Below are 20,592 nucleotides of genomic sequence, written 5' to 3' on the forward strand. Positions count from 1 at the left end.
CGCGGCCCCGGTGGACAACTCGAATGTCACCGGAGTCGCGTACCCTGCACGGAACGGAGCCCGGAGCCTCGGCCCCGGACTCCGCGTCCGCAGGAACCCGTGGGAGGGGCCGCTTTCATGCTCATCGACACCTTCGGACGGGTCGCCACCGACCTGCGCGTGTCCCTCACCGACCGCTGCAATCTCCGCTGCACCTACTGCATGCCCGAAGAGGGCCTCCAGTGGCTGGCCAAGCCGGACCTGCTCACGGACGACGAGATCGTCCGGCTCATCGGCATCGCCGTCACCGACCTCGGGGTCGAGGAGGTCCGCTTCACCGGCGGCGAGCCGCTGCTCCGTCCCGGGCTGGCCGGGATCGTCGAGCGCTGCGCCGCCCTGGAGCCCCGCCCCAGGATGTCCCTCACGACCAACGGCATCGGGCTGGAGCGCACCGCCGGCGCCCTGCGCGACGCCGGCCTCGACCGGGTCAACGTCTCCCTCGACACCCTGCGGCCCGAGGTCTTCCGCACCCTGACCCGCCGCGACCGTCACCGGGACGTCCTCCGGGGCCTGGAGGCCGCCCGCGCCGCCGGCCTCGACCCCGTCAAGGTCAACACCGTCCTGATGCCGGGTCTCAACGACGACGAGGCGCCCGACCTGCTCGCCTGGGCCGTCGAACACGGCTACGAACTGCGCTTCATCGAGCAGATGCCGCTCGACGCCCAGCACGGCTGGACCAGGGACGGCATGATCACCGCCGGGGAGATCCTGGCGAGCCTCCGCACCCGTTTCCAGCTCACCGCCGAGGGCGAGGACGAGCGCGGCTCCGCGCCCGCCGAGCGCTGGCTGGTGGACGGCGGCCCCGCTCGCGTGGGCGTCATCGCCTCCGTGACCCGCCCCTTCTGCCGGGCCTGCGACCGCACCCGGCTCACCGCCGACGGCCAGGTGCGCACCTGCCTCTTCGCCCGCGAGGAGTCGGATCTGCGCGGCGCGCTCCGCTCCGGGGCACCGGACGAGGAGATCGCCCGGCTGTGGCGCACGGCGATGTGGGGCAAGAAGGCCGGTTCCGGCCTGGACGATCCGTCCTTCCTCCAGCCGCAGCGCCCGATGTCAGCGATCGGCGGCTGAGGGGCCGCTTCCCCCGGCGTTCCCGGTTCCCTCCGTCCGCGCGTCCGCCCGGGAGCTCTCCCAGTCGGCGAACGGCACCACGTCCTTGAGGAAACCGCGGGCCCCGAGGAACGACGACAGATGCTCGCGGTGCTCCTCGCAGGCCAGCCAGGTCTTGCGCCGCTCCGGGGTGTGCAGCTTGGGGTTGTTCCAGGCCAGCACCCAGACGGCCGGGGCCCGGCAGCCCTTGGCGGAGCACGGGGGAGGGCCGTCGCCGGACGGTTCGGCGCGCGGGGGGAGCGGGGGGTCCTGGGGAGCGTTCACGGCCCCAGCCTATGGCCGGGGGCCCGTGACAGGACGCCGGGGAGGGCGGAAGCGGAGCCGCCGGTTCGGACATGGCGACGCCGGGCAGCCACGGGGGGAGCCGCCCGGCGTCGGTCCGTCGCCCCGACGGGGGATGCGGAGCGCGTACGCAGTATGGCACGGCGGACACACGCCGGTGCACTGGAACCGCATGATTGATCTGAGCATTTCTTGAGCTTGGCGGACCGTTTCACCCGCCGTCGCGGGGCCCCTCCGCTCCGTTCCCCCCGCCCGGTTCCCCGTCCTCCCGGGCACCGGCCGCCTCCGCGCCCGATTCCGGCCCGGGTTCCGGGCGGCCGTCCACCGGCCTGCCCTCCAGCACCGGCCGGACCGGTTCCGTCAGATACGCGGACGGCAGGGCGACGGCGTTCTCCCGCCCCCCGTTGGCGATCACCACGGCGATGTACGGCAGCAGCACACCCAGGACGAGCGCGACCACCGCGACATGCCGTTCCACATTCCAGAGGACCGCCGCGAGCACCACCGAGACCGTGCGCACCGACATCGAGATCACATAGCGCCGCTGCCGCCCCCGCACATCGTCGGCCAGCCCCTGCCGGGCCCCGGTGATCCGGAAGACCTGCGTCTCCTTATTCTTCCGCATCGCGTTCCACCACCTGAGTCCGTGCCGGGCACCCCGAGACCGGCGTTCCGTCCACGGTACGCCGGGCCGGCCCGGGACCACCCCGGGGGTACCGGCCCGGCCCGCCGGGAGGCACTGCGCCGGACCGCGTAGTCCCACCTCCGACATGCGGCGTAGGACAACCGGGCGGAGACTGGCGGGGACGGGTTCACACCGACGTACGAGAAGGAGTGACCATGGGCTGGTTGTGGGCGATCATCCTGGGCCTGGTCCTGGGCGTGCTCGCCCGGGGCATCCTCCCCGGGAGGCAGAACATCCCGCTCTGGCTGACCGTCATCTGCGGCATGCTCGGCGCGGTGGGCGGCAACGCCCTGGCCCGGGCCGTGGGCGTGGAGACGACCAGCGGCATCGACTGGTGGAGGCACGCCTTCCAGCTGGCCGGAGCCATCCTGGTCGTCGCCCTGGTGGCCCCGCTCTGGGCCAGGATGCGCGGCGGGACACATCACCGCGAAAGGGCGTGAGGCATGTGAGGCGTGGGCGGCCCGGCGGCCCGGCGCACGGAGCGCGCACCGGGCCGCTGAAGGGCCGCTGACACCGGACCAGGACCCGCCCGGCACGTCGGCACGCGCGTCACATGCCCGGCACGGGATCCACCGGTCCTCGGCCGGGCTCAGGCGTCCGTCACCCGGGCGAGCTTCCGCCCCGCCTTGAGGTAGATCTCCGCGGCGCCGATGGCCCCGGCCTCGGCCAGTGACTCGGCCAGCACCTCACCCAGCGGGCGGGCGGCCGCGGCCTCGGACAGGACGACGGCCCGCTGGCCGTTCTCGGTCTCCACCACCAGCCGCAGCCCGTTCTGCTTGGCGATCCGCCGCGCCGCCGAGACGCTGGGGGTGAACTCCAGCACCTTCGTCAGGACCACCGCCACGGTCTCGGTGCCGTGCTCGGCCACATCGACCCCCGGCAGCTCCCCGACGTCCGAGAAGCTCCGCCGCGAGAACTGCGCGGTGAACCCGGCCCGCGCGGCCATCGCCGCCTCCACCCCGTGGAGCGCCGCGACCACCTCGCCGGCCAGCACCTTCTTGAGATCCATCGGATGCAGCACGCGGTCCGCGACCCGGCCGAGGGCGAGCTCGATCTCCTCGTCCGTCCACTCGGTCCACGCCTTGAGGTACGGCTCCATCAGCCGGTCCGGCACCGACATGATCTTGCCGAAGACATCGTCGGCCGCGGCGGTCAGCCCGACGTAGTTGCCCTTGGACTTGGACATCTTGGCGCCGGTGCCGTCCGTGCCCTCGATCAGCGGCATCGTCAGCACGAGCTGCGGCCGCTGCCCGCGCAGCTCCATCAGCTTCCGGCCCATCTGCAGATTCAGCAGCTGGTCCGAGCCGCCCACCTCCACATCGCAGTCCAGCGCCACGGAGTCCAGGGCCTGCGCGATCGGGTAGAGCAGCTCCGACATGGTCAGCCCGGAGCCGGCGGCCAGCCGGTTGCGGAAGTCCTCGCGCTGGAGCAGCTGCGAGGCCGGCACCTGGGACAGCAGTTCCAGCAGCTCGGGGAAGGTGTACGGGGACAGCCACTCGCTGTTCTGCCGGAAGCTGACCTTCTCGAAGTCGAAGAACGGCCGCACCTGCTGCCGGTACCCGGCGAGGTTGGCGGCGATCTCCTCGTCCGTCAGCGGCGGGCGCTCCGCCGTACGGCCCGAGGGGTCGCCGATCTTGGCGGTGAAGTCCCCGATGAGCAGGGTGACGTCATGCCCCATCCGCTGGAAACGGCTGAGGACGATCACCGGCACGGCGTGCCCCAGATGCACATCGGCCGCCGTCGGGTCGATGCCCAGCTTGATGTGGAGGCCCCGGCCCTCCGCGCGGCGCTCCTCGATCCGCGCGGCGAGCTGCTCCACCCCCGGCAGCACCTCGACGCAGCGGGCGCCGATCAGCTCCGCCTGCTCCTTCGCCGGCAGGTCGGACAGGTCCAGATAGCGCCTGGCCTTCGTCTCCGTGAGCAGCCGCTCCACGGCCTGGTCGGAGGAGAGGTCCTGCGCCAGCAGTTCGCTGGTGCGCGTGACGGAGTCGCCGAGGCGTGTCATCGTGTCGTTCCCGCGGATCGAAGGGGAGAGGTCGGGGGTCAGTCTAGAGGGGCCCGCTCACACCCCCCGGCTGACCGAGCTCATGTGGAAGTCCGGGACGCGCAGCGCCGGCATCGCGGCCCGGGTGAACCAGTCGCCCCACTCCCGGGGGAGGGTGCGCTCGGTGACGCCCGCCTCCGTCGCCCGGCCCAGCAGCGAGACCGGCGACTCGTTGAAGCGGAAGTTGTTCACCTCGGCGGTGACCTCGCCCTTCTCGACGAGATAGACGCCGTCCCGGGTCAGCCCGGTGAGCAGCAGCGTCGCCGGGTCCACCTCGCGGATGTACCAGAGGCAGGTCAGCAGCAGACAGGGCCCGTCGTGGCCGGAGGCCGCCACCATCTCGTCCAGGGAGCGGCTGCCGCCCGCGTCCAGGACGAGGTTGTCCATGCCCGGGGCGAGCGGCAGACCGGTCAGCCCCGCGGTGTGCCGGGTGGTGATCAGCCGGTTCAGCTCCCCGCCCCGCAGCCACTCGGTGGGTTCGAGGGGCAGGCCGTTGTCGAAGACGGAGGCGTCGTCGCCCGAGGAGTGCGCCAGGACGAACGGCGCGGACTCCAGGCCGGGTTCGCGCGGGTCGCTGCGCAGGGTGAGCGGCAGCCCGGACAGCCTCTCGCCGACGCGGGTGCCGCCGCCGGCCTTGGAGAAGACGGTCCGGCCCTCGGCCGCGTCCCGGGCGGTGGCGGACCACTGCTGGTAGATCAGCAGATCGGCCACGGCGGTGGGCGGCAGCAGCGTCTCGTAGCGGCCGGCGGGCCGCTCGACGCGGCGCTCCGCCCAGGCCAGCCGGCGCGCCAGCTCCGCGTCCAGGGCGAGCGGGTCGACGTCGCGGAAGTCGCGGGTGGGACGGCCCGCCCAGGCGGAGCGGGTGCGGTCCGGGGACTTGGCGTTGAGTTCGAGGGTGCCGGTGGGCTGGTCGTGGCGGAGGCGGAGGCCGGTGGAGGTGCCCAGGTAGCTGGAGGTGAGGTTGTGGGCGGCGAAGCCGTACAGCTCGCGGCCGCCGGCGCGGGCCCGCGCGAAGGACTCCCCGAGCGCCGGGGCGAAGGCCGCGAACACCCCGGAGGAGGTCTCGGCCGGGGGCTCCGTGAAGTCCGGCGACTCCGGCACCCCCTCGACCAGCGGCTGGGCGTCCTCGGCCGGCCCGGCCTCCCGCGCCGCGGCCTCCGCGGCCCGAACCAGCGGCTCCAGGTCGTCCGCGGTGACGGCGGAGCGCGAGACCACGCCCGAGGCGGTGCCCTCCGCGCCGCCGACGGTGGCGATGACGGTGAGGGTGCGGCCCCGGGTGACGCCGTTGGTCGTCAGGGCATTGCCCGCCCAGCGCAGATTGGCGCCGGAGTGCTCGTCGGCGATGACGACGCAGCCGTCGGCGCGGGACAGCTCCAGCGCCCGTTCGACGATCTCGTGCGGCTTGCCGCTCGCGGGATTCACCGTGCTCATCGACCGGCCTCCTGAGCGGTGTTGAGAATGCTGACGTCTTCGAAGAGGGCCGAGGGGCAGCCGTGCGAGACGGCCGCGACCTGCCCCGGCTGGGCCTTGCCGCAGTTGAACGCGCCGCAGAGCACATACGTCTCCGGGCCGCCGACGGCCTTCATCGACCCCCAGAAGTCGGTGGTCGTCGCCTGGTACGCGACATCGCGCAGCTGGCCCGCGAGCCGCCCGTTCTCGATCCGGAAGAAGCGCTGCCCCGTGAACTGGAAGTTGTAGCGCTGCATGTCGATGGACCAGGAGCGGTCGCCCACGACGTAGATGCCGCGTTCGACCCCGGAGATCAGCTCCTCGGTCGACGGGCCGTCCGGCGCGGGCCGCAGCGACACGTTGGCCATCCGCTGGACCGGCACATGGGCGGGGGAGTCCGCGTAGGCGCAGCCGTTGGAGCGTTCGAAGCCGGTGAGCTTCGCGATGCGGCGGTCGAGCTGGTAGCCGACGAGGGTGCCGTCCTTCACCAGGTTCCAGGACTGGGCCGCCACGCCCTCGTCGTCGTAGCCGACGGTGGCCAGGCCGTGCTCGGCGGTGCGGTCGCCGGTGACGTTCATCAGCTCCGAGCCGTAAGCCAGCGTGCCGAGCCGGTCGAAGGTGGCGAAGGAGGTGCCGGCGTACGCGGCCTCGTAGCCGAGGGCCCGGTCCAGCTCGGTGGCATGTCCGATCGACTCATGGATGGTCAGCCAGAGATTGGAGGGATGTACGACAAGGTCGTACCGCCCGGGGTCGACACCCGGGGCGCGCATCTTCTCGGCGAGCAGCTCCGGGATCTCGGCCAGCTCGGCGTCCCAGTCCCAGCCGCCTCCGCCGGTCAGGTACTCCCAGCCGCGCCCGACGGGCGGCGCGATGGTCCGCATCGACTCGAACTCGCCGCTCTCCGGGTCCACGGCCACGGCGGTCAGCTCCGGGTGCAGCCGGACGCGCTGCTGGGTGGTCGTCGTGCCGGCGGTGTCCGCGTAGAACTTGTTCTCGTGGACGGTGAGGAGCGAGGCGTCCGCGTGGGAGACGGCGGGGGCGGCCAGCAGCCGCGAACTCCACTCGGCGAGCAGCCCCGTCTTCTCGGCGTCCGGCACGGTGAAGGGGTCGGTCTCGTAGGACGACACCCAGGTCCGGTCGGCGTACACCGGCTCGGCGGCCAGCTCGACCCGCTCGTCCGAGCCGGCGGCCGCGATCACCCGGGCCGACAGCTTGGCCATCTCCACGGCCTGGCTCGCCACCCGGGCGGCGGCGTCCATCGTCAGGTCGACTCCGGAGGCGAAGCCCCAGGCCCCGCCGTGCACCACCCGGACCGCGTAGCCCAGGTCCGTGGTGTCGGACGACCCGGCCGGCCGGGCGTCCCGCAGCCGCCACGCGGCGCTGCGCACCCGCTCCAGCCGGAAGTCCGCGTGCGTGGCACCCAGCGCGCGGGCCCGCGCCAGCGCGGCGTCCGCGAGCGCGCGCAGGGGCAGCGCCAAGAACGACTCATCGACCTCATGGGGCACGGCGTCTTCCCTTCGTGTCATGTCGCCTTCGTGTCATGTCGCACTGCCGTGGGTCACCGTCCGGCAGCAGTGAATCACGGTGGGGATGCGTGGGGCTTGTCCATGTGCCCGCCGGGCTGTGGGCGCGCCGTGCACCCGGGGGAGTCGGATCCGAGGGCCTCTGCAGCCAGAGGAATCGGCCGACTGCGCCGAACCGGCCGACGCGATGGACAAGCTCGGGAGCCTGGCAAGGGGCGCTCAACCGGTTCGGTGAGAGAAGTGACGAGTCGGCGTTGGGCGGGCGCGGGAGAGGACCCGTACCCGCCCCGACCACTGGCACCCGGCACTCAGAGCCTTCCGGCCACGAGGCTCGCCTGGAAGGCAGCCCATCCCGGGGCGCCGAAGCGCAGCGCCCCCCGCTCAGGATTCTTGGAATCTCGCACGGCTCGTCCGCCACCGGGCAGTTCGGCTATCTCCACACATTCGTGTTCGCCGGCGCTGGCACTGGCTTTGCGCCACGTGACGTGTGAGAGATCCAGGGCGTGCAGTTCGGATTTCCGATCCTTCACTCGCGGCTTCTCTCCTCCAACTCGCCGATCAGTGCCTGAGTATCGTCCACCGGAAGCGCCGCAGCGACAATGCGTTCGAAGGCATCGGAGAAGACGCGGACTTCGTCGACCCCCTCCACGTAAGTCGCGCCGATGAGGTTCTCCAGGGTCACGACCTCCGGCATCGGCCCGGGGAACGACGCCAGGGTGAAGCTTCCGGCTCCGCCGGGATGCGGTGTCGAGGCCAGCGGCATGATCTGCAGGGTGACATTGGGCAGTTCGGCCGTGTCCAGCAGGCGCCGGAGCTGATCTCGCATCACGGTGGGCCGTGCCGGGAATCGCTGGTGGAGTACGGCTTCGTGGATGACGGCCCACAGCTGCAACGGATTGCCGGGGCGGGTCAGAACTGCCTGGCGGGCGAGGCGGACCTCTGCGAGCGCGGCGATCTCGTCCGGGCTGCGCCGTGTGGCATTGGCGGCGATCGTCTCCCGGGCGTAGGCGGCCGTCTGCAGCAGCCCGGGCAGGACGAGCGGGGCGTAGGCGCGGATCGCTTCCGCGTCCGATTCCAGTGAGATGTAGTCCGCGTATGCCGGTGCAACGACACCGCTGTAGGTCTGCCACCAGCCCTTCTTCCGGGCGTCCTTGGCGAGTCCTTCCAGCGCCGAGACCGTCTCAGCGTCCTGCACGCCGTATGTCTTGAGGAGAGGTGCGACTTCGTTCGGCTTGATGTAGCCGTTCGCGGTCTCGATGCGGGACAACTTCGGGCCGATCCACCCCATGGCGGCCGCTGCTGTGTCCAGGCTCATCCCCGCTTCGCGCCGGTACCGGCGGAGGGCTTCTCCGAGGCGTCGGCGGCGGACGGTCGGGAGGGGGCGCGCGTTCGGCATGGTGGCCGATGGTAGCGGTATCCCGACGGTGGTGATGAGAACAAAGAACCGAACTTGCGATTCGGGTGACAAACTTGCGGATTTTTCAGTCGGTCGGCCACGCTGATTTCAGGTCGCGGAGTTCACGCGACGGTCGGTTCATCGAACGGTTCCCAAGGAGTCCGCATGTCTCCCGCCCTCGGCTGGTATCCCGCCGTCACCCCCGCCGGTTTCGTGCTCCATCTCTCCGCCACTCCGCACCACTTGAGCGCGACGCGCCGGCTCGTCGACAAGACGCTCTGCGGGGCGGGGGTGGACGTGGATCTCGTGGACTCCGTGCAACTGGTCCTCTCGGAGCTGTACGGCAACGCGGTCCGCGCCTGCGGTGACTACGTGCCGCTGGTGGCGGAGGTGGAGGTGGAGCCGGACTCCGCACCGGGCATGGGCGCGGGAGCGCCGGGCGCGGTATGGGTCCGGCTGCACGACCCGTACCGCACCGCCCGCCCGCGCCGTACCGGCGTACGGCTGGACGATCCGGAGGCCGAGTCCGGCCGTGGGCTTCCCATCGTGGACCTGCTCGCTCCCGGCTGGGACGTGACGGCGACGCCGGTCGGCAAGCAGGTCCGCTGCCGGGTGCCGGTGCCCGGGCGTTGAGCCACCCGGGCTTCCGGGCCTCGGCCGGATCCCGTGCACCGCCTGCGGCGGCTCCGTGCGCCGAGGTGCCGACAGTGGTGTCGGGAAGAGTGGCTATGATGCCGACAAGTGTGTCGTCAAGGTTCGGCAAAGTCCGTGGCCGAGCGCGTCCGTGCCCGCGTGTCCGGTGCCCGAGCGGCCCCGGTTTCCCGGGGCCCGGCCGGCCGGGCCGTCCGGCGGCCGCCGCGTCATCCGTGCCCCCTACCGGGAGTCCTCCGTGTTCCTCGCCCTCCGCGATCTGCGGTTCGCCCGCGGCCGCTTCGCCCTGATGGGCGCCGTGGTCGCGCTCATCGCCGTCCTCGGCGTCCTGCTCTCCGGCCTCGCCTCCGGGCTGGCCGACGCCGGCATATCCGGGCTCCGCGCCCTGCCCACGACCCACATGGCCTTCGACGAGAAGGCCGCCAGCGAGCAGTTCTCGCGCTCCACCGTGGAGCGGGAGGACTGGCGGGCCTGGGCGGAGGCGCCCGGCGTCGAGCGCGCCGAGCCCTTCGGCAACGCCCTCGCCAACGCCGAGGTGACCGAGGGCGCGGCCAAGGGCGCCTCCGTCAACCTCGCCGTCTTCGGCATGGAGCCGGACTCGTCTCTCGCCCCCGAGCCCGCCGCCGGCAAGGGGCTCGCGGACGGCGGCGAGGAATTCGTCATCAGCGAGGAGATCGCCGACGAGGGTGTCCGCGTCGGTGACGTCCTCACCGTCGACAAGAGCGGGGTCGAGCTGACCGTCACCGGCACCGTCGACGAGAAGGTCTCCTACGGCCACATCGGTGTCGTCTACGCGAGCCTCGACACCTGGCGCCATGTGCACTACGGCCTCCCCGGCGAACTCCCCGCCTCCGCCCGCGAGCAGGCCACCGCCGTCGCCCTCACGCTGGAGCCCGGCGCGGACACCGCCGCCGTCGAGCAGGCCACCGGCACCCGCGCCGACACCATGGAGAAGGCCTACGGCGCCTCGCCCGGCTACCTCGCCGAGTCCAGCACCATGGCCCTCATCAAGGGCTTCCTCTACGCCATCTCCGCCCTGGTCGTCGGCGCCTTCTTCACCGTCTGGACCGTGCAGCGCAAGGCCGAGATCGCCCTGCTCAAGGCCCTCGGCGCCTCCACCGGCTACATCCTGCGGGACGCCCTCGCGCAGGTTGTCGCCGTGCTGCTCGGCGCCACCGCCGCCGGTACGGCCGTCGGGCTGGCCCTCGGCAGCGCCATGACCGGCAAGGCGCCCTTCACCCTCTCCGTCCCGGCCGTCGCCACCGCCGCCGGGCTGCTGATCGGCCTCGGCACCCTGGGCGCCGTCGTCGCCATCCGCCGCATCACCGCCGTCGACCCCCTCACCGCGCTGGGAGCCAACCGTTGAACGCCTCCGCCTCCGCCTCCGCCGCTGTCAACGCCACCGCCGCCCCCGGCCCCGCGGTCTCCCCGGAGCGCCGGGAGCACGACGGGACGCCCGGGCTCCGCCTCTCCGGCGTCACCCTCGCGCTCGGCGACGGGGACACCGCCGTCACCGCCCTGGACGACGTCTCGCTCACCGTCGAGCCAGGGGAGTTCGTCGCCGTCGTCGGCCCCTCCGGCTCCGGAAAGTCCAGCCTGCTCGCCGTCGCCGGGGGACTCCAGCGGCCCACCTCCGGGACCGTCGAGGTCGCCGGCACGGAACTCACCGCCCTGAGCGACAAGGAGCGGACCGCTGCCCGCCGCCGCCACATCGGCTTCGTCTTCCAGCAGTCCAACCTGCTGGCCTCGCTGACCGTCCGCGAACAGCTCCTGCTGCCGCTCCACATCGACGGCCGCCTCGACGCGGCGGCCCGGGCCCGCGCCGACGAGCTGATCAAGGCAGTCGGCCTGACGCTCCGAGCCGGGGCCCGGCCGCACCAGCTCTCCGGTGGCGAACGGCAACGCGCCGGACTCGCCCGGGCGTTGATGACCTCCCCGGCGGTCCTGCTGGTGGACGAGCCCACCTCGGCGCTGGACCGGGTCCGCGCCACCGAGGCCGTACGGCTGCTCGCCGAACAGACCCACGAGCGGGGGACGGCCACGGTCATGGTCACCCACGACTCGGCGATACTGGATGCCGCCGACCGTGTGTACGAGATGCTGGACGGCCGTCTGACGATGACCTGACCCGACCGATGCGCCCGGTGCCGTCCCCGCACCCGGCCCTTCTGGAGACCGCCGGAATGCCGAAGATCAGCGCCGCAACCGTCGCCGAGCACCGCGCCCGCCAGCGGGAGGCACTGATCGAGGCGGCGGTGGACATCTTGGTCGCGGAGGGCGCCACCGCCGTCACCCCGGCGGCGGTCGGCGCCCGGGCGGGGCTGGCCCGCTCCAGCGTCTACCAGTACTTCGACTCGGCCGCCGCCCTGCTGGCCACCATCATCGAAGAGGCGTTTCCGCGCGCCAACGCCGCCCTGGCCGAGGCGCTCGCGGCGGCGGACGGCCCGGCGGCCCGTGTCGACGCCTACATCACCACCATGGTCCGGCTCGGGGCGGCGGGCGCCCACCGGCCCGCCGCCGCCCTGATGGCCTCCGACCTGCACCCCGCCTGCCGGGAACGGCTGTTGGAACTCCACCACGAACAGGCCGCCCCGCTCCGGGACGCCGTACGGGACCTGGGCGTTCCGGACCCCGGCCTCACCGCCGGCCTCCTCGGCGGACTGCTGCACGGCGCGCTGACGGCCGTCGACCGCGGCGCCCCGGCCGATACGGTGCTGGCGCGCACGCTCTCCCTGGTCCACCAGGGCCTGGACGGGGACGGGCCGCGCCCCGGAGCGGCGGACGGCCCGGCCGCCTGACGCCCCCCGCGCCCGTGCCCGCCCCTGCGGCGGCCCGGCAGCCACCGGCGGCGGTGCCGCATCCGGGAGGCCATCCGCCGCACCGCGCCCACGGAGGCCGCGCACCGCATACCGGAGCGCCTCCCCGGACACGCTGCCCGTAGACATGCGAACCGCGGCCGCCGCCGCGACCGACACCAGGGAAGGTCCACCGTATGAGCGACGAACTCCGGCCGCCCTTCCCGTGGTTGTGGCTGCTCCCGGGCCTCGTGGTGCTCCTCGGTACGACCGTCTGGGGCATCGTCGTCTATCCGGAGCTCCCCGAGTGGCTGCCGCAGCACTTCGGCCCGGGCGGGGTGGACGCGTGGGCGGAGAAATCCGTCGCGGCGGCCTTCGTCCCGGTCTTCGTCCAGGCGGGCGTCATGGTGACGATGGCGGGCACGGCGGCGGCCACCTTGCGGGTCAGGACCCGCGAGGAGGCCGCTGCGGCCGGGCCGGAGTCCGCGTGGGCGAGCCTGCTGAACCGGCCGGGCAGCCGCGCCTCCGCCCTCCGGGTCGCCAAGGCCACGCTCTTCCTCGGCTTCTGCATCGGCCTCACCACCGCCGCGGCCTGCGCGGTGATGTGGCGCCCGGAGGCGCGGACGGACGTGCCGGTGCTGCTCCTCCCGGCCGCCCTGCTGCCCGTTCTGGCGGGGACTGCCGTGCTGATCGTCGTGGCCGTCCGCGACCGGTCGGCCGGCGGACGTGCCGGTGCCCGGTGACCCGGGTCCGGGTGTGCCCCGGACCGGGCGGCCTGCGGGGAGGCGCGCGGAAGGCGTGCGCCCGGTGTCGCGGAAGCGACGCAACGCCGTCGCTCAACCGTGGGTGGTGTCGATGACGCAGAAGCGGTTGCCCTCCGGGTCGGCGAGCACGACGAAATCCGGGTCCTCCGGGTAGAGGTCCCAGTCCACCCGCTCGGCGCCGAGCGACACCAGACGCTCCACCTCGGCGGCCTGCTCGGCGGCGTCGGCGGCGTACAGATCGAGGTGGGTCCTCGGATGGTGCCGCGCGGGCGTCTCGCTGACGGTGAGCGCCAGGCCGGGGCCGGGGCGGCCGGCCGGGATCAGCACGGTCCATCCGTCCTCGACGGGGTCCCGCAGCACATAACCCAGCGCCTCCTGCCAGAAGCGCACCGCGCGCTCGACATCGGACACACCCATGACGACGGTTCCGAGAGTCAGCATGACCATCCTTCTGGTCGGCCGCAGCGCGCCCCAAACCGCCCTGCGTGCGCGGCCGTGACGGCGGAGCGGTGCCTGCTCGGGACGGCCCGCGCCCCGTCCGATGTGCGAGAGGTCAGATGCCGGCGGCGTGGGCGAGGATGTGCGCTGTCCGGTTTCCGGCTCGTACGGCGTGGTCGGCGTGGCTGGGCCGGCAGCGGCGGGACTCGGGGTCGTATTCGGTCATGATCACCCCGGCGTGGTCGGTGTCGGGCTCATCGAGCGAGGACGGCCAGCCCCGGAGCTGGAGAGCCGCGTGGAGCCGGCGTGACTGCCGGATGTCCACGACCGGATCGGCAGAGCCGTGGACCAGCCGGACGGGGAGGCCGGGCAGCGATGGTTCGGACCTGATCAGTTCGTCGAGCGGGGCGCGGCCCGTCAGCGGGTCCGGTCCGGTGTATCCACCGGCGACACCGACGACGGCCTGGGGCCGCCGGCCGTCGAGCGCATGCGGGTCCAGAGCCGCTGCCATCGCGGCCTTGCCTCCCAGGGACCAGCCGGCGAGCGTGACCCTTCTGGTGTCACCACCGAAATCGGCTGCGTTCTCCCTGACGAACACGGCTGACGCGCGGAGGTGACTGCGCCCGCGGTCGTGGGCGTCCGGCCGCCAGTCGGGGACGAAGCAGACGACACCGAGTGAGGCCGCGGCCCGGGCCAGCGGCGTGAGAACGTCCCGTTCCCCGGGGCCGCTCCCGTGCCAGAGGAGCACGACCGGCGCAGCCTCCGGCGTGGTCGCCGGCCGGTACACGTCCAGACGCTGCCCACCGGGTTCATAGACGAGTCCGACCACCACAGCGACATCCACGGTCAACTCCACCTGCTCCGTTCTGCGGAAGGTCCTGACGCGTCGCGCGCCCGATGCCGACCCTACCGATCGGGCTGCTCGCTCAAGCGCTCACCAAACAGGACGAACGTGTTGCGGGGCAGGGCTAGTTGACGCAGAACTCGTTGCCCTCGGGGTCGGCCATGACGACCCAGCTGCCGGACGGCTCGTCCACGGTCCGCAGCACGCCGGCACCGAGTCCCTCCAGCCGCGCCACCTCCGCGTCCCGCTCCCCGGGGGCGAAGTGCAGGTCGATGTGGAGCCGGTTCTTGACCGTTTTCGACTCGGGTACGGCCTGGAAGAGCACGCGGCGGCCGAGCCCGGCGCCGGTGTTCTCGTCCATCGGATCCTCGGGGTGGCGCACGGCGGCGAGGGTCCGCCATGCCTTGCGCCCGTCGACCACGGTCCAGTCGTCGTCACTCACCAGGCCCGTGCGTGAGCTGATCAGCCGCTCGATGAGCGCGCTGTTGTCCTCCTGCTCGTAGCCGAGGGCCTCGGCCCAGAAGCGGGCGAGGCGCAGCGGGTCGGCGCAGTCGACGACGAGTTTCCAGTGCACGGCCATGCGGGTCCTCCCGTGTCCGGCGGGGCTCCGGCTACGGCCCTCTCGCCGTAACCAGATATACTGGTTACATGAGTCGGTCGGCAACCGGTTTGGTCCTCCAGGCGCGGGACGGCGCCCGTTTCCGCTTCGACCCGGGTGCCCTCTGTCTGGAATTCCTCACCACCGGCGGGCCGGGCCCGCTTTCCCGCTTCGAGGCGCTGCACGGCCCGCGGGAACTGGCCGGCTGGCTGGCCCTCTCCCGTCTCGGCCTCGACCCCGGCGAGATCCGGGCCGGTCCCGAGGACGCGGCGGCGGGCCGCCGGCTCCGCGACGCCCTGTGGCACCTGGCCCGCGCCGTCATCGGAGACGCTTCCCTGCCCGCCGGTGATCTGGCCGAAGTGAACCGGGCGGCGGCGCACCCGGCCCTCGTCCCGCGCATCGCCCCGGACGGGACGCGCGCCTGGGCCCCGCCGGTCACCGGCGCCCAGGCCCTCTCGTCCATCGCCCGCGACGCGGTCGAGCTGCTGACCGGCCCCGACGCCGGCCGCATCCGCGAGTGCGGCGCCGGCGACTGCCCGCTCGTCTTCGTGGACCTGTCCCGGTCCGGCCGCCGCCGCTGGTGCTCCATGGAGCGCTGCGGCAACCGCCACAAGGTCCGCGCCCTGCGCGCCCGCCGAGACCGCACCGAGGAGGAGCACCCGTGACGCGTTCCACCCCCACCGGACTGACCAAGGACGCCGGATACGAGATCGGCGTCTCCAGGACCCTGCCGCTGCCGCCCGGAACCGTCTGGCGCTTCCTCACCGGGCCGGAAGGGCCGGCCCTGTGGCTGGGCCGCGGCGCCGAGATCACCCCCGAGCGCGGCTCCGCCTACCGCACCGGCGACGGCACCACCGGGCAGGTCCGCGGGTACCACGAGGGAGTCCGTATCCGCCTCACCCACCGTCCGCCCGGCGCGCACCGGGACAGCACCGTGCAGGTCACCGTCACGCCCAGGGGAGAGAAGTCGGTTCTCCGCTTCCACCAGGAACGCCTGACGAGCGCGGCGGAGCGCGAAGACCGGCGCCGTCACTGGCAGTCGGTCATGGACGAGGTGGCGGGCGCGCTGCTGCCGGAAGGGAACCGCTGAGCGGCGCTGCCGCAGTCGGCCGCCAGTCCCTCATGGCGGCACTCGGCGGCTAGTGCTGTGACCGCATAGGTTCGCCGGTTCGTATGCCTTACAGGTTGTTTGCATAGAAGCTGACGAGTCGTTCGACGGCAGCGTCGACGTATTCGGGTTCGTTGTACATCTCGTAGTGGCCGGCGCCGTCGATCACCATGAGGTCGACGGGGTTGGGGGCCAGCTTCCACAGCTGCATGCCGGTGTCGTAGGAGCCGGTGTTGCCGATGCGTCCGGCGAGGATGACCTGGAGTGGTTGGGTCATGAGCTGATCGGCCAGGTGGAACGCGTCGTAGCCCAGCAGGTGGGAGTCGCTGCGCAAGAGGCGCCGGTTCGTGGAGTGTTCGTTACCGCCGCGCTCGGTGCGGTAGTAGGTGATGGCCTGAGTGGTGTCGATGTCGGTCAGGCCCGCTGCCGCGGCGTCCTCGAGGGTGTCGGGCAGCCAGTTCACGCGGGTCGTCCCGCCGGAGCGGGCCTCTTCGGTCCGTGCGTCCGCGAGGGCGTCGAGTGCTGCGGCCGGACCGTTGGGGGAGAAGCTGCGGAACGCGTTGCCGATGTTGACGGGGACGACCGTACCGACCGCTTTGATGCGGTGGTCCGTGCGGGCGGTGTGCACGGCGTAGCCTCCACCGGCGCAGATGCCGAGGACGCCGATGCGCTGCGGGTCGATGCCGGGGGTCGTGGTGAGCACGTCGATGGCGTAGGAGATGTCCTCACCTCGGCGGTAGGGGTCTTCGAGGTCGCGGGGCTCGCCCTCGCTCTGGCCCTGATGGGCGGGGTCGAGGACGAGCGCCGCGATGCCGCGGGCGGCGAGACGGGAGGCGTAGTTGGCGCCGATCTGCTCCTTCACGCTGCTGCCTGGGGTGGAGAGCACCACGGCGCGCAGCGGTGCACTGCTGTCGGCGTTGTCGGGCAGGTGGAGGTCCGCGGCGAGGTTGATGGGACCGCGCGGGATCGTGAGGTGCTGAAGCATGCCTGGCTTCCTTCGTGAGATTGTTGTTCCATAGGAGTCCAGTACAAAATAATATCTTGTACGATCTGAAACTAATACGAAACTGTATCACCTGGATGGAGGGTCGATGTCAGTCGACGGGGCGCAGCTGTGGACGCTGAACCAGCGGCTGCTGGGTGTTGTGATGGATGCCTGCACGGGGGAGCTGGCCGAGCTCGGGTTGGAGACGAAGGAGTTCTTCGTCCTGGCCGAGGTGGAGGCATCGCCGTACCCGGCTGAGATCGCGACTGCGCTGCTGCTGCCCAAGGCGAGCGTGACGGTCTACGTTCGCAACCTCGTCGCCAAGGGCTTTGTCCGCCGCGAGATCGACGAGGCGGACTTGCGGCGTCATCGGCTCGTACTGACCGCTGAGGGCACGCAAGCACGCGATCGAGCACTTGCAGCTCTCGCGGCGGAGTACGACCGCAGGTTGGCGAGGGTCACCCCCCAGGACCGCGTTGAGCTGCAACGCATCCTCAAAGCGATGCTCGCCTCGCCCGCGTCAGGCCGTACGCGCGAGTGATTCGTCTGCCCGGTGCTCTGCTGCACGTTCGGGCCGCGACCGCGTGGATTCGTCAGATCGTTCAGGTTGCGACGGCAAGGGACGTCCGCCCCAGCGGAGGCCCTTCTCGCTTCGGACGCGGGCACGTTCGCGACGCTGCGCCGCGAGGATGTCGGGGTGGCGGGTGTTGGTGTTTCGCCAGCGCAGGTAGGCGTGCAGGGCCCGGGTTTGCACGCTGTGGTTGCGGTGGTTGGAGTTGGCGATCGTGAACTGCCGCAGTGGCCCGAAATGGGCTTCGATCGGGTTGGCCCAGGAGGCGTAGGTCGGGGTGAAGCACAGCTCGACGCGGTTCTTCTTCGCCCAGCGGCGGATGCCGAGCGGCCCGAACTCGTCGAACGCGAACACGCGGTCCGGGAAGCGTTCCAGCACCTCCTCGATGCGGTCCAGCTTGGCGTCACGCTCGGGGTCGGGCGACTCCTTCCAGGTTTTGGTGCGCTGGAAGGTGATGCCGCGGCGGGCGAGCAGGCACCGTAATGCCTCGCGGCCGATCCGGATCACACGGCCGTGCACTTTCCGCAGGTAGGCGGCGAGTTTACGGATGGACCAGCGGGTGAAGGGCTGGCCGAGCTTGGTCGGGCGGGTGGTGGCCGTCTGGACGACGAAGTCCTCGTCGTCAGGACTGAGCAGGCGGGGACGGCCTTCCGCCCAGCGAGGGTCCAGGCAGGCCAGGCCGATCTCGTTGAACCGGTGGATCACGTCGCGGACGGTGTCCTCGTCAGCCTGAACCAGCTTCGAGATCACCGGGACCCGGTTTCCGCCGGCCGAGGCCAACAGCATCATCGCGCGCCGGTATCGCACCGAGCTGGTGCTGCCCCGGCGCACGATCTGCTGCAGCTTCTGCCCCTCCTGGTCGGTCAATCTGCGCACACGGACAGGCTCAGCCACCACACCCCCAACGGTTGGGTCGGACGTCTCCGGACATCCAACCGCTGGAACCGCCGACCCGGCGAACCTTCCCGGTCAGAGCACTAGTCAGCTCAGGAGACCGTCCCCGGGGTGTCCCGCAGGGTGACGTTGGCGTGGCTCTCCTGGAAGCTCTGCTCCGAGACGAGCGTCAGCCGTGCCGTGGACCGGAACTCCGGCACGGTGGTGGAGCCGCAGGAGACCATCGTGGTCTTCAGCTTGGCGACGGTCAGGGCGAGCCCTTCGTCGAGGCCGCCCGCGTAGGGGACGTAGCCGTCCACGCCTTCCTCGAAGACCAGCCCCCGGCCACCGCCCTGGCCGTAGCGCTGCCAGTTGCGGGCCCGGTTGGAGCCCTCGCCCCAGTACTCCTTGACGAAGCCGTCACGGGTGGGCAGCTTCGCGCCGGCGGCCTGGTCGAAGCGTGCGAAGTAACGCCCCATCATCACGAAGTCGGCGCCCATCGCCAGGGCCAGGGCCACGTGGTAGTCGTGCACCAGCCCGCCGTCGGAGCAGATCGGCACATACGCGCCGGTGCGCTCGCGGAAGGCGTCCCGGGCCGCGGCGACGTCCAGCACGGCGCTGGCCTGGCCGCGGCCGATGCCCTTCTGGTCCCGCGTGATGCAGATGGAGCCGCCGCCCACCCCGACCTTGACGAAGTCCGCTCCCGCCTCGGCGAGAAAGGTGAACGCCTCGCCGTCGACCACGTTGCCGCCGCCGGCCGGGATCTCCGGGTAGTGCTTCTTCACCCAGGACAGGGCCTGCGCCTGCCAGTCGCTGTAGCCGTCGGAGGAGTCGAAGCACAACGCGTCCACGCCCGCCTCCAGCAGGGCCGGGACGCGCTCCCGGTAGTCGTGGGTGTTGACACCCGCGCCCACGCGCAGCCGCTTGGCGGCGTCCACGAGCTGGTCCGGGAACCGCTTGTTGTCCGTGTAGTCGGAACGGAACACCAGGTGTTGCAGGTGGCCCCCGGCATCCAGTACCGGGAGGCAGTCCAGCCGTTCGTCCCACAGCCGCGCGTTGGCCTCGGACAGCGTGATGTCCGGCCCGGCGTGGGCCAGTTCGGCGACGGTGGTCATCCGGCTGCTGACCGGTCCGTCCGGGCCGTGGCGCTGGGGGTGGAAGTCCCGGGAGGTCACGAGGCCCAGCAGGCGGCCGGTGGCGGTCCCGTCGTGGGTGACCGCGGCGGTGCTGTGGCCGGTGCGGCGCATGACCTCGGCCAGGAGGCCCAGGCTGTCGTCGGGGCGGACGTTGGTGTCGCTGGTGACGAACCCGGCCTTGAAGTTCTTCACCTGCCGGACCGCCGCGGCCTGGTCCTCGACCGGCTGGTTGTGGTGCAGGAAGCTGAGGCCGCCGTTGCGCGCGAGCGCGATGGCGAGCTCCGGAGTGCTGACGGCCTGCATGATCGCGGACGTGAACGGGGAGCGCAGTTCGATCGCCGGTGCCTCGCCCGCGAGGTGCCGTACCAGGGGTGTGCGCAGGTCGACCGTCGCGGACGAGCAGTCGGTCCGCGTCCGGTTGGGCAAGAGCAGGAACTCGTTGAACGTCCGTGAGACCTCGGCGATGATCTGTGCCACTCGTTCCTCCTGACCCGTCGGCCGGGGCCGACTGCCCCGCCGTGAGGATCGCCCCCCGCGTCCCGGGGTCCGGGCGGGCAGGGACCGGCACGGCAGCCGTGAAGGTGCCACCGGCTGCGGCAGAGCCCTGACCGGCCCGCGGTTCGAACGGAGTGCGGTCGTGACGCGGCACCCTATCGGCCGACTCGGCCGCGGCACGAATCGTCGCCGTCACCTGGCAGTTGGCCGTAGGAGAACAAACCGAGGACGTACGCGACCGGGACACCCGCCATCGCGGCGAACCGGATCAGCCCGTCACGATGGTCACCGGACTGATGCGCGCCTCGCTGTGCCCCCTGCGCACCGTGGAAGTCACCGCCGACGCCACCGTCGCGGGAGACCTTTCCCGCCGTAGACCGCATCAGTCTCCGCGGACCGAGACAGGCCGTCTGGGGCAAGCTCTCAACGCGATGCTGAGCCAGGTGCCGCCCCGACGCTGCCATCGCTTGAGCCGGCGGCCGTCCACGCGCCCTTCCCGGGGCAGCGGCGGGTACACGATCGCGCGGCAGCCATGGGGGAGACGAAGCCGGCCCCGTGCGCGGTGAGGGCGCGGCGCGGACGGGGCGGGCGGGCAGCTCGGTGCACCAGCCGCCCGCTTTCAAGTCTTGGTTCGAGAGGAGAGTCAACTCCCGGGGAACCCGGCCGTCAAGGGCTTGAACGAGGGGAAGTGTCTTCAAGTGGTGAACGAAAATGCTGTTTGAGAGCGCTCTCAAACTGTGATGCCCAATTTGGGCGTGAAGCCTTGACGCCCCTCCCTCGCTACCGCTTGACTCCGTGCCCGGCACCGG

The 20,592-nt window shown here is 72.0% G+C and carries 23 protein-coding genes and 1 pseudogene; 11 read left to right on the forward strand and 13 right to left on the reverse strand.

The genetic code is table 11. From position 1 onward, the window contains the following. The first annotated feature begins 117 nt into the window (after positions 1-117). Entirely contained in the window at positions 118-1,107 is a 990-nt protein-coding gene (gene moaA, locus LIX60_RS25955; RefSeq protein ID WP_227961103.1) for a GTP 3',8-cyclase MoaA, read from the forward strand. On the opposite strand, the gene LIX60_RS25960 is transcribed toward moaA, so the two are convergent. Both LIX60_RS25960 and LIX60_RS25965 read right to left on the reverse strand, forming a co-directional pair. Then, complete coding sequence (locus LIX60_RS25960) at positions 1,090-1,410, reverse strand: hypothetical protein (protein WP_227961105.1); 321 nt, start codon at positions 1,408-1,410, stop codon at positions 1,090-1,092. The genes moaA and LIX60_RS25960 overlap by 18 nt on opposite strands. 229 nt (positions 1,411-1,639) lie before the next feature. Next, positions 1,640-2,053 carry a DUF3099 domain-containing protein gene (locus tag LIX60_RS25965; RefSeq protein ID WP_227961107.1) on the reverse strand — a complete coding sequence of 138 codons (414 nt, stop codon included), beginning with the start codon at positions 2,051-2,053 and terminating at the stop codon, positions 1,640-1,642. A gap of 215 nt (positions 2,054-2,268) precedes the next feature. On the opposite strand from LIX60_RS25965, the gene LIX60_RS25970 reads away from it, so the two are divergent. After that, positions 2,269-2,553: a GlsB/YeaQ/YmgE family stress response membrane protein gene (locus LIX60_RS25970; protein ID WP_227961109.1), complete on the forward strand. Its 285-nt coding sequence runs from the start codon at positions 2,269-2,271 to the stop codon at positions 2,551-2,553. A 149-nt stretch (positions 2,554-2,702) separates the two neighbouring features. Here LIX60_RS25970 and tyrS read toward each other — a convergent pair whose 3' ends face one another. The 5 genes from tyrS to LIX60_RS25995 all read right to left on the reverse strand — a co-directional run bounded on the left by tyrS (position 2,703) and on the right by LIX60_RS25995 (position 8,525). Continuing rightward, entirely contained in the window at positions 2,703-4,118 is a 1,416-nt protein-coding gene (gene tyrS, locus LIX60_RS25975) for a tyrosine--tRNA ligase (protein WP_019709642.1), read from the reverse strand. A gap of 57 nt (positions 4,119-4,175) precedes the next feature. Then, positions 4,176-5,588 carry a metallopeptidase TldD-related protein gene (locus tag LIX60_RS25980; protein WP_227961111.1) on the reverse strand — a complete coding sequence of 471 codons (1,413 nt, stop codon included), beginning with the start codon at positions 5,586-5,588 and terminating at the stop codon, positions 4,176-4,178. Continuing rightward, positions 5,585-7,111: a TldD/PmbA family protein gene (locus LIX60_RS25985; protein ID WP_227962927.1), complete on the reverse strand. Its 1,527-nt coding sequence runs from the start codon at positions 7,109-7,111 to the stop codon at positions 5,585-5,587. Before LIX60_RS25985 ends, LIX60_RS25980 begins: the two co-directional genes overlap by 4 nt. Before the next feature lie 326 nt (positions 7,112-7,437). Further along, the gene (locus LIX60_RS25990; protein ID WP_227961113.1) at positions 7,438-7,659 is read right to left on the reverse strand and encodes a DUF397 domain-containing protein; all 222 of its coding nucleotides are present in this window, start codon (positions 7,657-7,659) and stop codon (positions 7,438-7,440) included. After that, the gene (locus tag LIX60_RS25995) at positions 7,656-8,525 is read right to left on the reverse strand and encodes a helix-turn-helix transcriptional regulator (RefSeq protein ID WP_227961115.1); all 870 of its coding nucleotides are present in this window, start codon (positions 8,523-8,525) and stop codon (positions 7,656-7,658) included. The genes LIX60_RS25990 and LIX60_RS25995 overlap by 4 nt, the downstream gene beginning before the upstream one ends. 165 nt (positions 8,526-8,690) lie before the next feature. Here LIX60_RS25995 and LIX60_RS26000 point away from each other — a divergent pair, with 165 nt between their 5' ends. From LIX60_RS26000 to LIX60_RS26020, 5 genes are all read left to right on the forward strand, one after another. After that, on the forward strand, positions 8,691-9,158 hold the full coding sequence (locus LIX60_RS26000) for an ATP-binding protein (protein WP_227961117.1): 468 nt from the start codon (positions 8,691-8,693) through the stop codon (positions 9,156-9,158). Between the two features lie 256 nt (positions 9,159-9,414). Then, positions 9,415-10,542 carry an ABC transporter permease gene (locus LIX60_RS26005; protein ID WP_227961119.1) on the forward strand — a complete coding sequence of 376 codons (1,128 nt, stop codon included), beginning with the start codon at positions 9,415-9,417 and terminating at the stop codon, positions 10,540-10,542. After that, on the forward strand, positions 10,539-11,303 hold the full coding sequence (locus LIX60_RS26010; RefSeq protein ID WP_227961120.1) for an ABC transporter ATP-binding protein: 765 nt from the start codon (positions 10,539-10,541) through the stop codon (positions 11,301-11,303). Before LIX60_RS26005 ends, LIX60_RS26010 begins: the two co-directional genes overlap by 4 nt. 56 nt (positions 11,304-11,359) lie before the next feature. Then, on the forward strand, positions 11,360-11,974 hold the full coding sequence (locus LIX60_RS26015; RefSeq protein ID WP_227961121.1) for a TetR/AcrR family transcriptional regulator: 615 nt from the start codon (positions 11,360-11,362) through the stop codon (positions 11,972-11,974). A gap of 194 nt (positions 11,975-12,168) precedes the next feature. After that, the gene (locus LIX60_RS26020; protein ID WP_227961122.1) at positions 12,169-12,714 is read left to right on the forward strand and encodes a DUF1648 domain-containing protein; all 546 of its coding nucleotides are present in this window, start codon (positions 12,169-12,171) and stop codon (positions 12,712-12,714) included. A gap of 93 nt (positions 12,715-12,807) precedes the next feature. Here LIX60_RS26020 and LIX60_RS26025 read toward each other — a convergent pair whose 3' ends face one another. The 3 genes from LIX60_RS26025 to LIX60_RS26035 form a co-directional block, all read right to left on the reverse strand. Next, a complete protein-coding gene (locus LIX60_RS26025) occupies positions 12,808-13,176 on the reverse strand; it encodes a VOC family protein (protein WP_227961123.1) in 369 nt (122 codons plus the stop codon). 112 nt (positions 13,177-13,288) lie between these two features. Next, positions 13,289-14,017, reverse strand: coding sequence for an alpha/beta hydrolase (locus tag LIX60_RS26030; RefSeq protein WP_227961124.1), 729 nt, complete (start codon positions 14,015-14,017; stop codon positions 13,289-13,291). Positions 14,018-14,141: 124 nt separating this feature from the next. Then, entirely contained in the window at positions 14,142-14,597 is a 456-nt protein-coding gene (locus LIX60_RS26035; protein ID WP_227961125.1) for a VOC family protein, read from the reverse strand. A 68-nt stretch (positions 14,598-14,665) separates the two neighbouring features. Here LIX60_RS26035 and LIX60_RS26040 point away from each other — a divergent pair, with 68 nt between their 5' ends. Next, the gene (locus tag LIX60_RS26040) at positions 14,666-15,280 is read left to right on the forward strand and encodes an ABATE domain-containing protein (RefSeq protein WP_227961128.1); all 615 of its coding nucleotides are present in this window, start codon (positions 14,666-14,668) and stop codon (positions 15,278-15,280) included. Beyond that, positions 15,277-15,705, forward strand: coding sequence for an SRPBCC domain-containing protein (locus LIX60_RS26045; protein ID WP_227961130.1), 429 nt, complete (start codon positions 15,277-15,279; stop codon positions 15,703-15,705). The genes LIX60_RS26040 and LIX60_RS26045 overlap by 4 nt, the downstream gene beginning before the upstream one ends. Positions 15,706-15,793: 88 nt before the next feature. On the opposite strand, the gene LIX60_RS26050 is transcribed toward LIX60_RS26045, so the two are convergent. Continuing rightward, positions 15,794-16,708, reverse strand: coding sequence for an alpha/beta hydrolase (locus LIX60_RS26050; RefSeq protein ID WP_227961132.1), 915 nt, complete (start codon positions 16,706-16,708; stop codon positions 15,794-15,796). A 106-nt stretch (positions 16,709-16,814) separates the two neighbouring features. Here LIX60_RS26050 and LIX60_RS26055 point away from each other — a divergent pair, with 106 nt between their 5' ends. Continuing rightward, a complete protein-coding gene (locus LIX60_RS26055; RefSeq protein WP_227961134.1) occupies positions 16,815-17,249 on the forward strand; it encodes a MarR family winged helix-turn-helix transcriptional regulator in 435 nt (144 codons plus the stop codon). Between the two features lie 75 nt (positions 17,250-17,324). Here LIX60_RS26055 and LIX60_RS26060 read toward each other — a convergent pair. Further along, a pseudogene (locus LIX60_RS26060) lies at positions 17,325-18,173 on the reverse strand (helix-turn-helix domain-containing protein); the annotation flags it as partial. 92 nt (positions 18,174-18,265) lie between these two features. Then, entirely contained in the window at positions 18,266-19,765 is a 1,500-nt protein-coding gene (locus tag LIX60_RS26065) for an IMP dehydrogenase (protein ID WP_227961138.1), read from the reverse strand. A gap of 314 nt (positions 19,766-20,079) precedes the next feature. On the opposite strand from LIX60_RS26065, the gene LIX60_RS26070 reads away from it, so the two are divergent. After that, positions 20,080-20,349 carry a HAMP domain-containing protein gene (locus LIX60_RS26070; protein WP_227962928.1) on the forward strand — a complete coding sequence of 90 codons (270 nt, stop codon included), beginning with the start codon at positions 20,080-20,082 and terminating at the stop codon, positions 20,347-20,349. Positions 20,350-20,592: the final 243 nt, after the last annotated feature.

Origin of the sequence: Streptomyces sp. S07_1.15 (genome assembly GCF_020739505.1) — a bacterium.
Classification (GTDB): Bacteria; Actinomycetota; Actinomycetes; order Streptomycetales; family Streptomycetaceae; genus Streptomyces; species Streptomyces xinghaiensis.

What these genes read in the sequence shown, in the direction of transcription:
- LIX60_RS26020 (WP_227961122.1), top strand. Translation starts at nt 12,169, where the DNA reads ATGAGCGACGAACTCCGGCCGCCCTTCCCGTGGTTGTGGCTGCTCCCG.
- moaA (WP_227961103.1), top strand. Translation starts at nt 118, where the DNA reads ATGCTCATCGACACCTTCGGACGGGTCGCCACCGACCTGCGCGTGTCC.
- LIX60_RS26000 (WP_227961117.1), top strand. Translation starts at nt 8,691, where the DNA reads ATGTCTCCCGCCCTCGGCTGGTATCCCGCCGTCACCCCCGCCGGTTTC.
- LIX60_RS26015 (WP_227961121.1), top strand. Translation starts at nt 11,360, where the DNA reads ATGCCGAAGATCAGCGCCGCAACCGTCGCCGAGCACCGCGCCCGCCAG.
- LIX60_RS26025 (WP_227961123.1), bottom strand. Translation starts at nt 13,176, where the DNA reads ATGCTGACTCTCGGAACCGTCGTCATGGGTGTGTCCGATGTCGAGCGC.
- LIX60_RS26040 (WP_227961128.1), top strand. Translation starts at nt 14,666, where the DNA reads ATGAGTCGGTCGGCAACCGGTTTGGTCCTCCAGGCGCGGGACGGCGCC.
- LIX60_RS25965 (WP_227961107.1), bottom strand. Translation starts at nt 2,053, where the DNA reads ATGCGGAAGAATAAGGAGACGCAGGTCTTCCGGATCACCGGGGCCCGG.
- tyrS (WP_019709642.1), bottom strand. Translation starts at nt 4,118, where the DNA reads ATGACACGCCTCGGCGACTCCGTCACGCGCACCAGCGAACTGCTGGCG.
- LIX60_RS26055 (WP_227961134.1), top strand. Translation starts at nt 16,815, where the DNA reads ATGTCAGTCGACGGGGCGCAGCTGTGGACGCTGAACCAGCGGCTGCTG.
- LIX60_RS26070 (WP_227962928.1), top strand. Translation starts at nt 20,080, where the DNA reads ATGCGCGCCTCGCTGTGCCCCCTGCGCACCGTGGAAGTCACCGCCGAC.
- LIX60_RS26035 (WP_227961125.1), bottom strand. Translation starts at nt 14,597, where the DNA reads ATGGCCGTGCACTGGAAACTCGTCGTCGACTGCGCCGACCCGCTGCGC.
- LIX60_RS25980 (WP_227961111.1), bottom strand. Translation starts at nt 5,588, where the DNA reads ATGAGCACGGTGAATCCCGCGAGCGGCAAGCCGCACGAGATCGTCGAA.
- LIX60_RS25970 (WP_227961109.1), top strand. Translation starts at nt 2,269, where the DNA reads ATGGGCTGGTTGTGGGCGATCATCCTGGGCCTGGTCCTGGGCGTGCTC.
- LIX60_RS25995 (WP_227961115.1), bottom strand. Translation starts at nt 8,525, where the DNA reads ATGCCGAACGCGCGCCCCCTCCCGACCGTCCGCCGCCGACGCCTCGGA.
- LIX60_RS26050 (WP_227961132.1), bottom strand. Translation starts at nt 16,708, where the DNA reads ATGCTTCAGCACCTCACGATCCCGCGCGGTCCCATCAACCTCGCCGCG.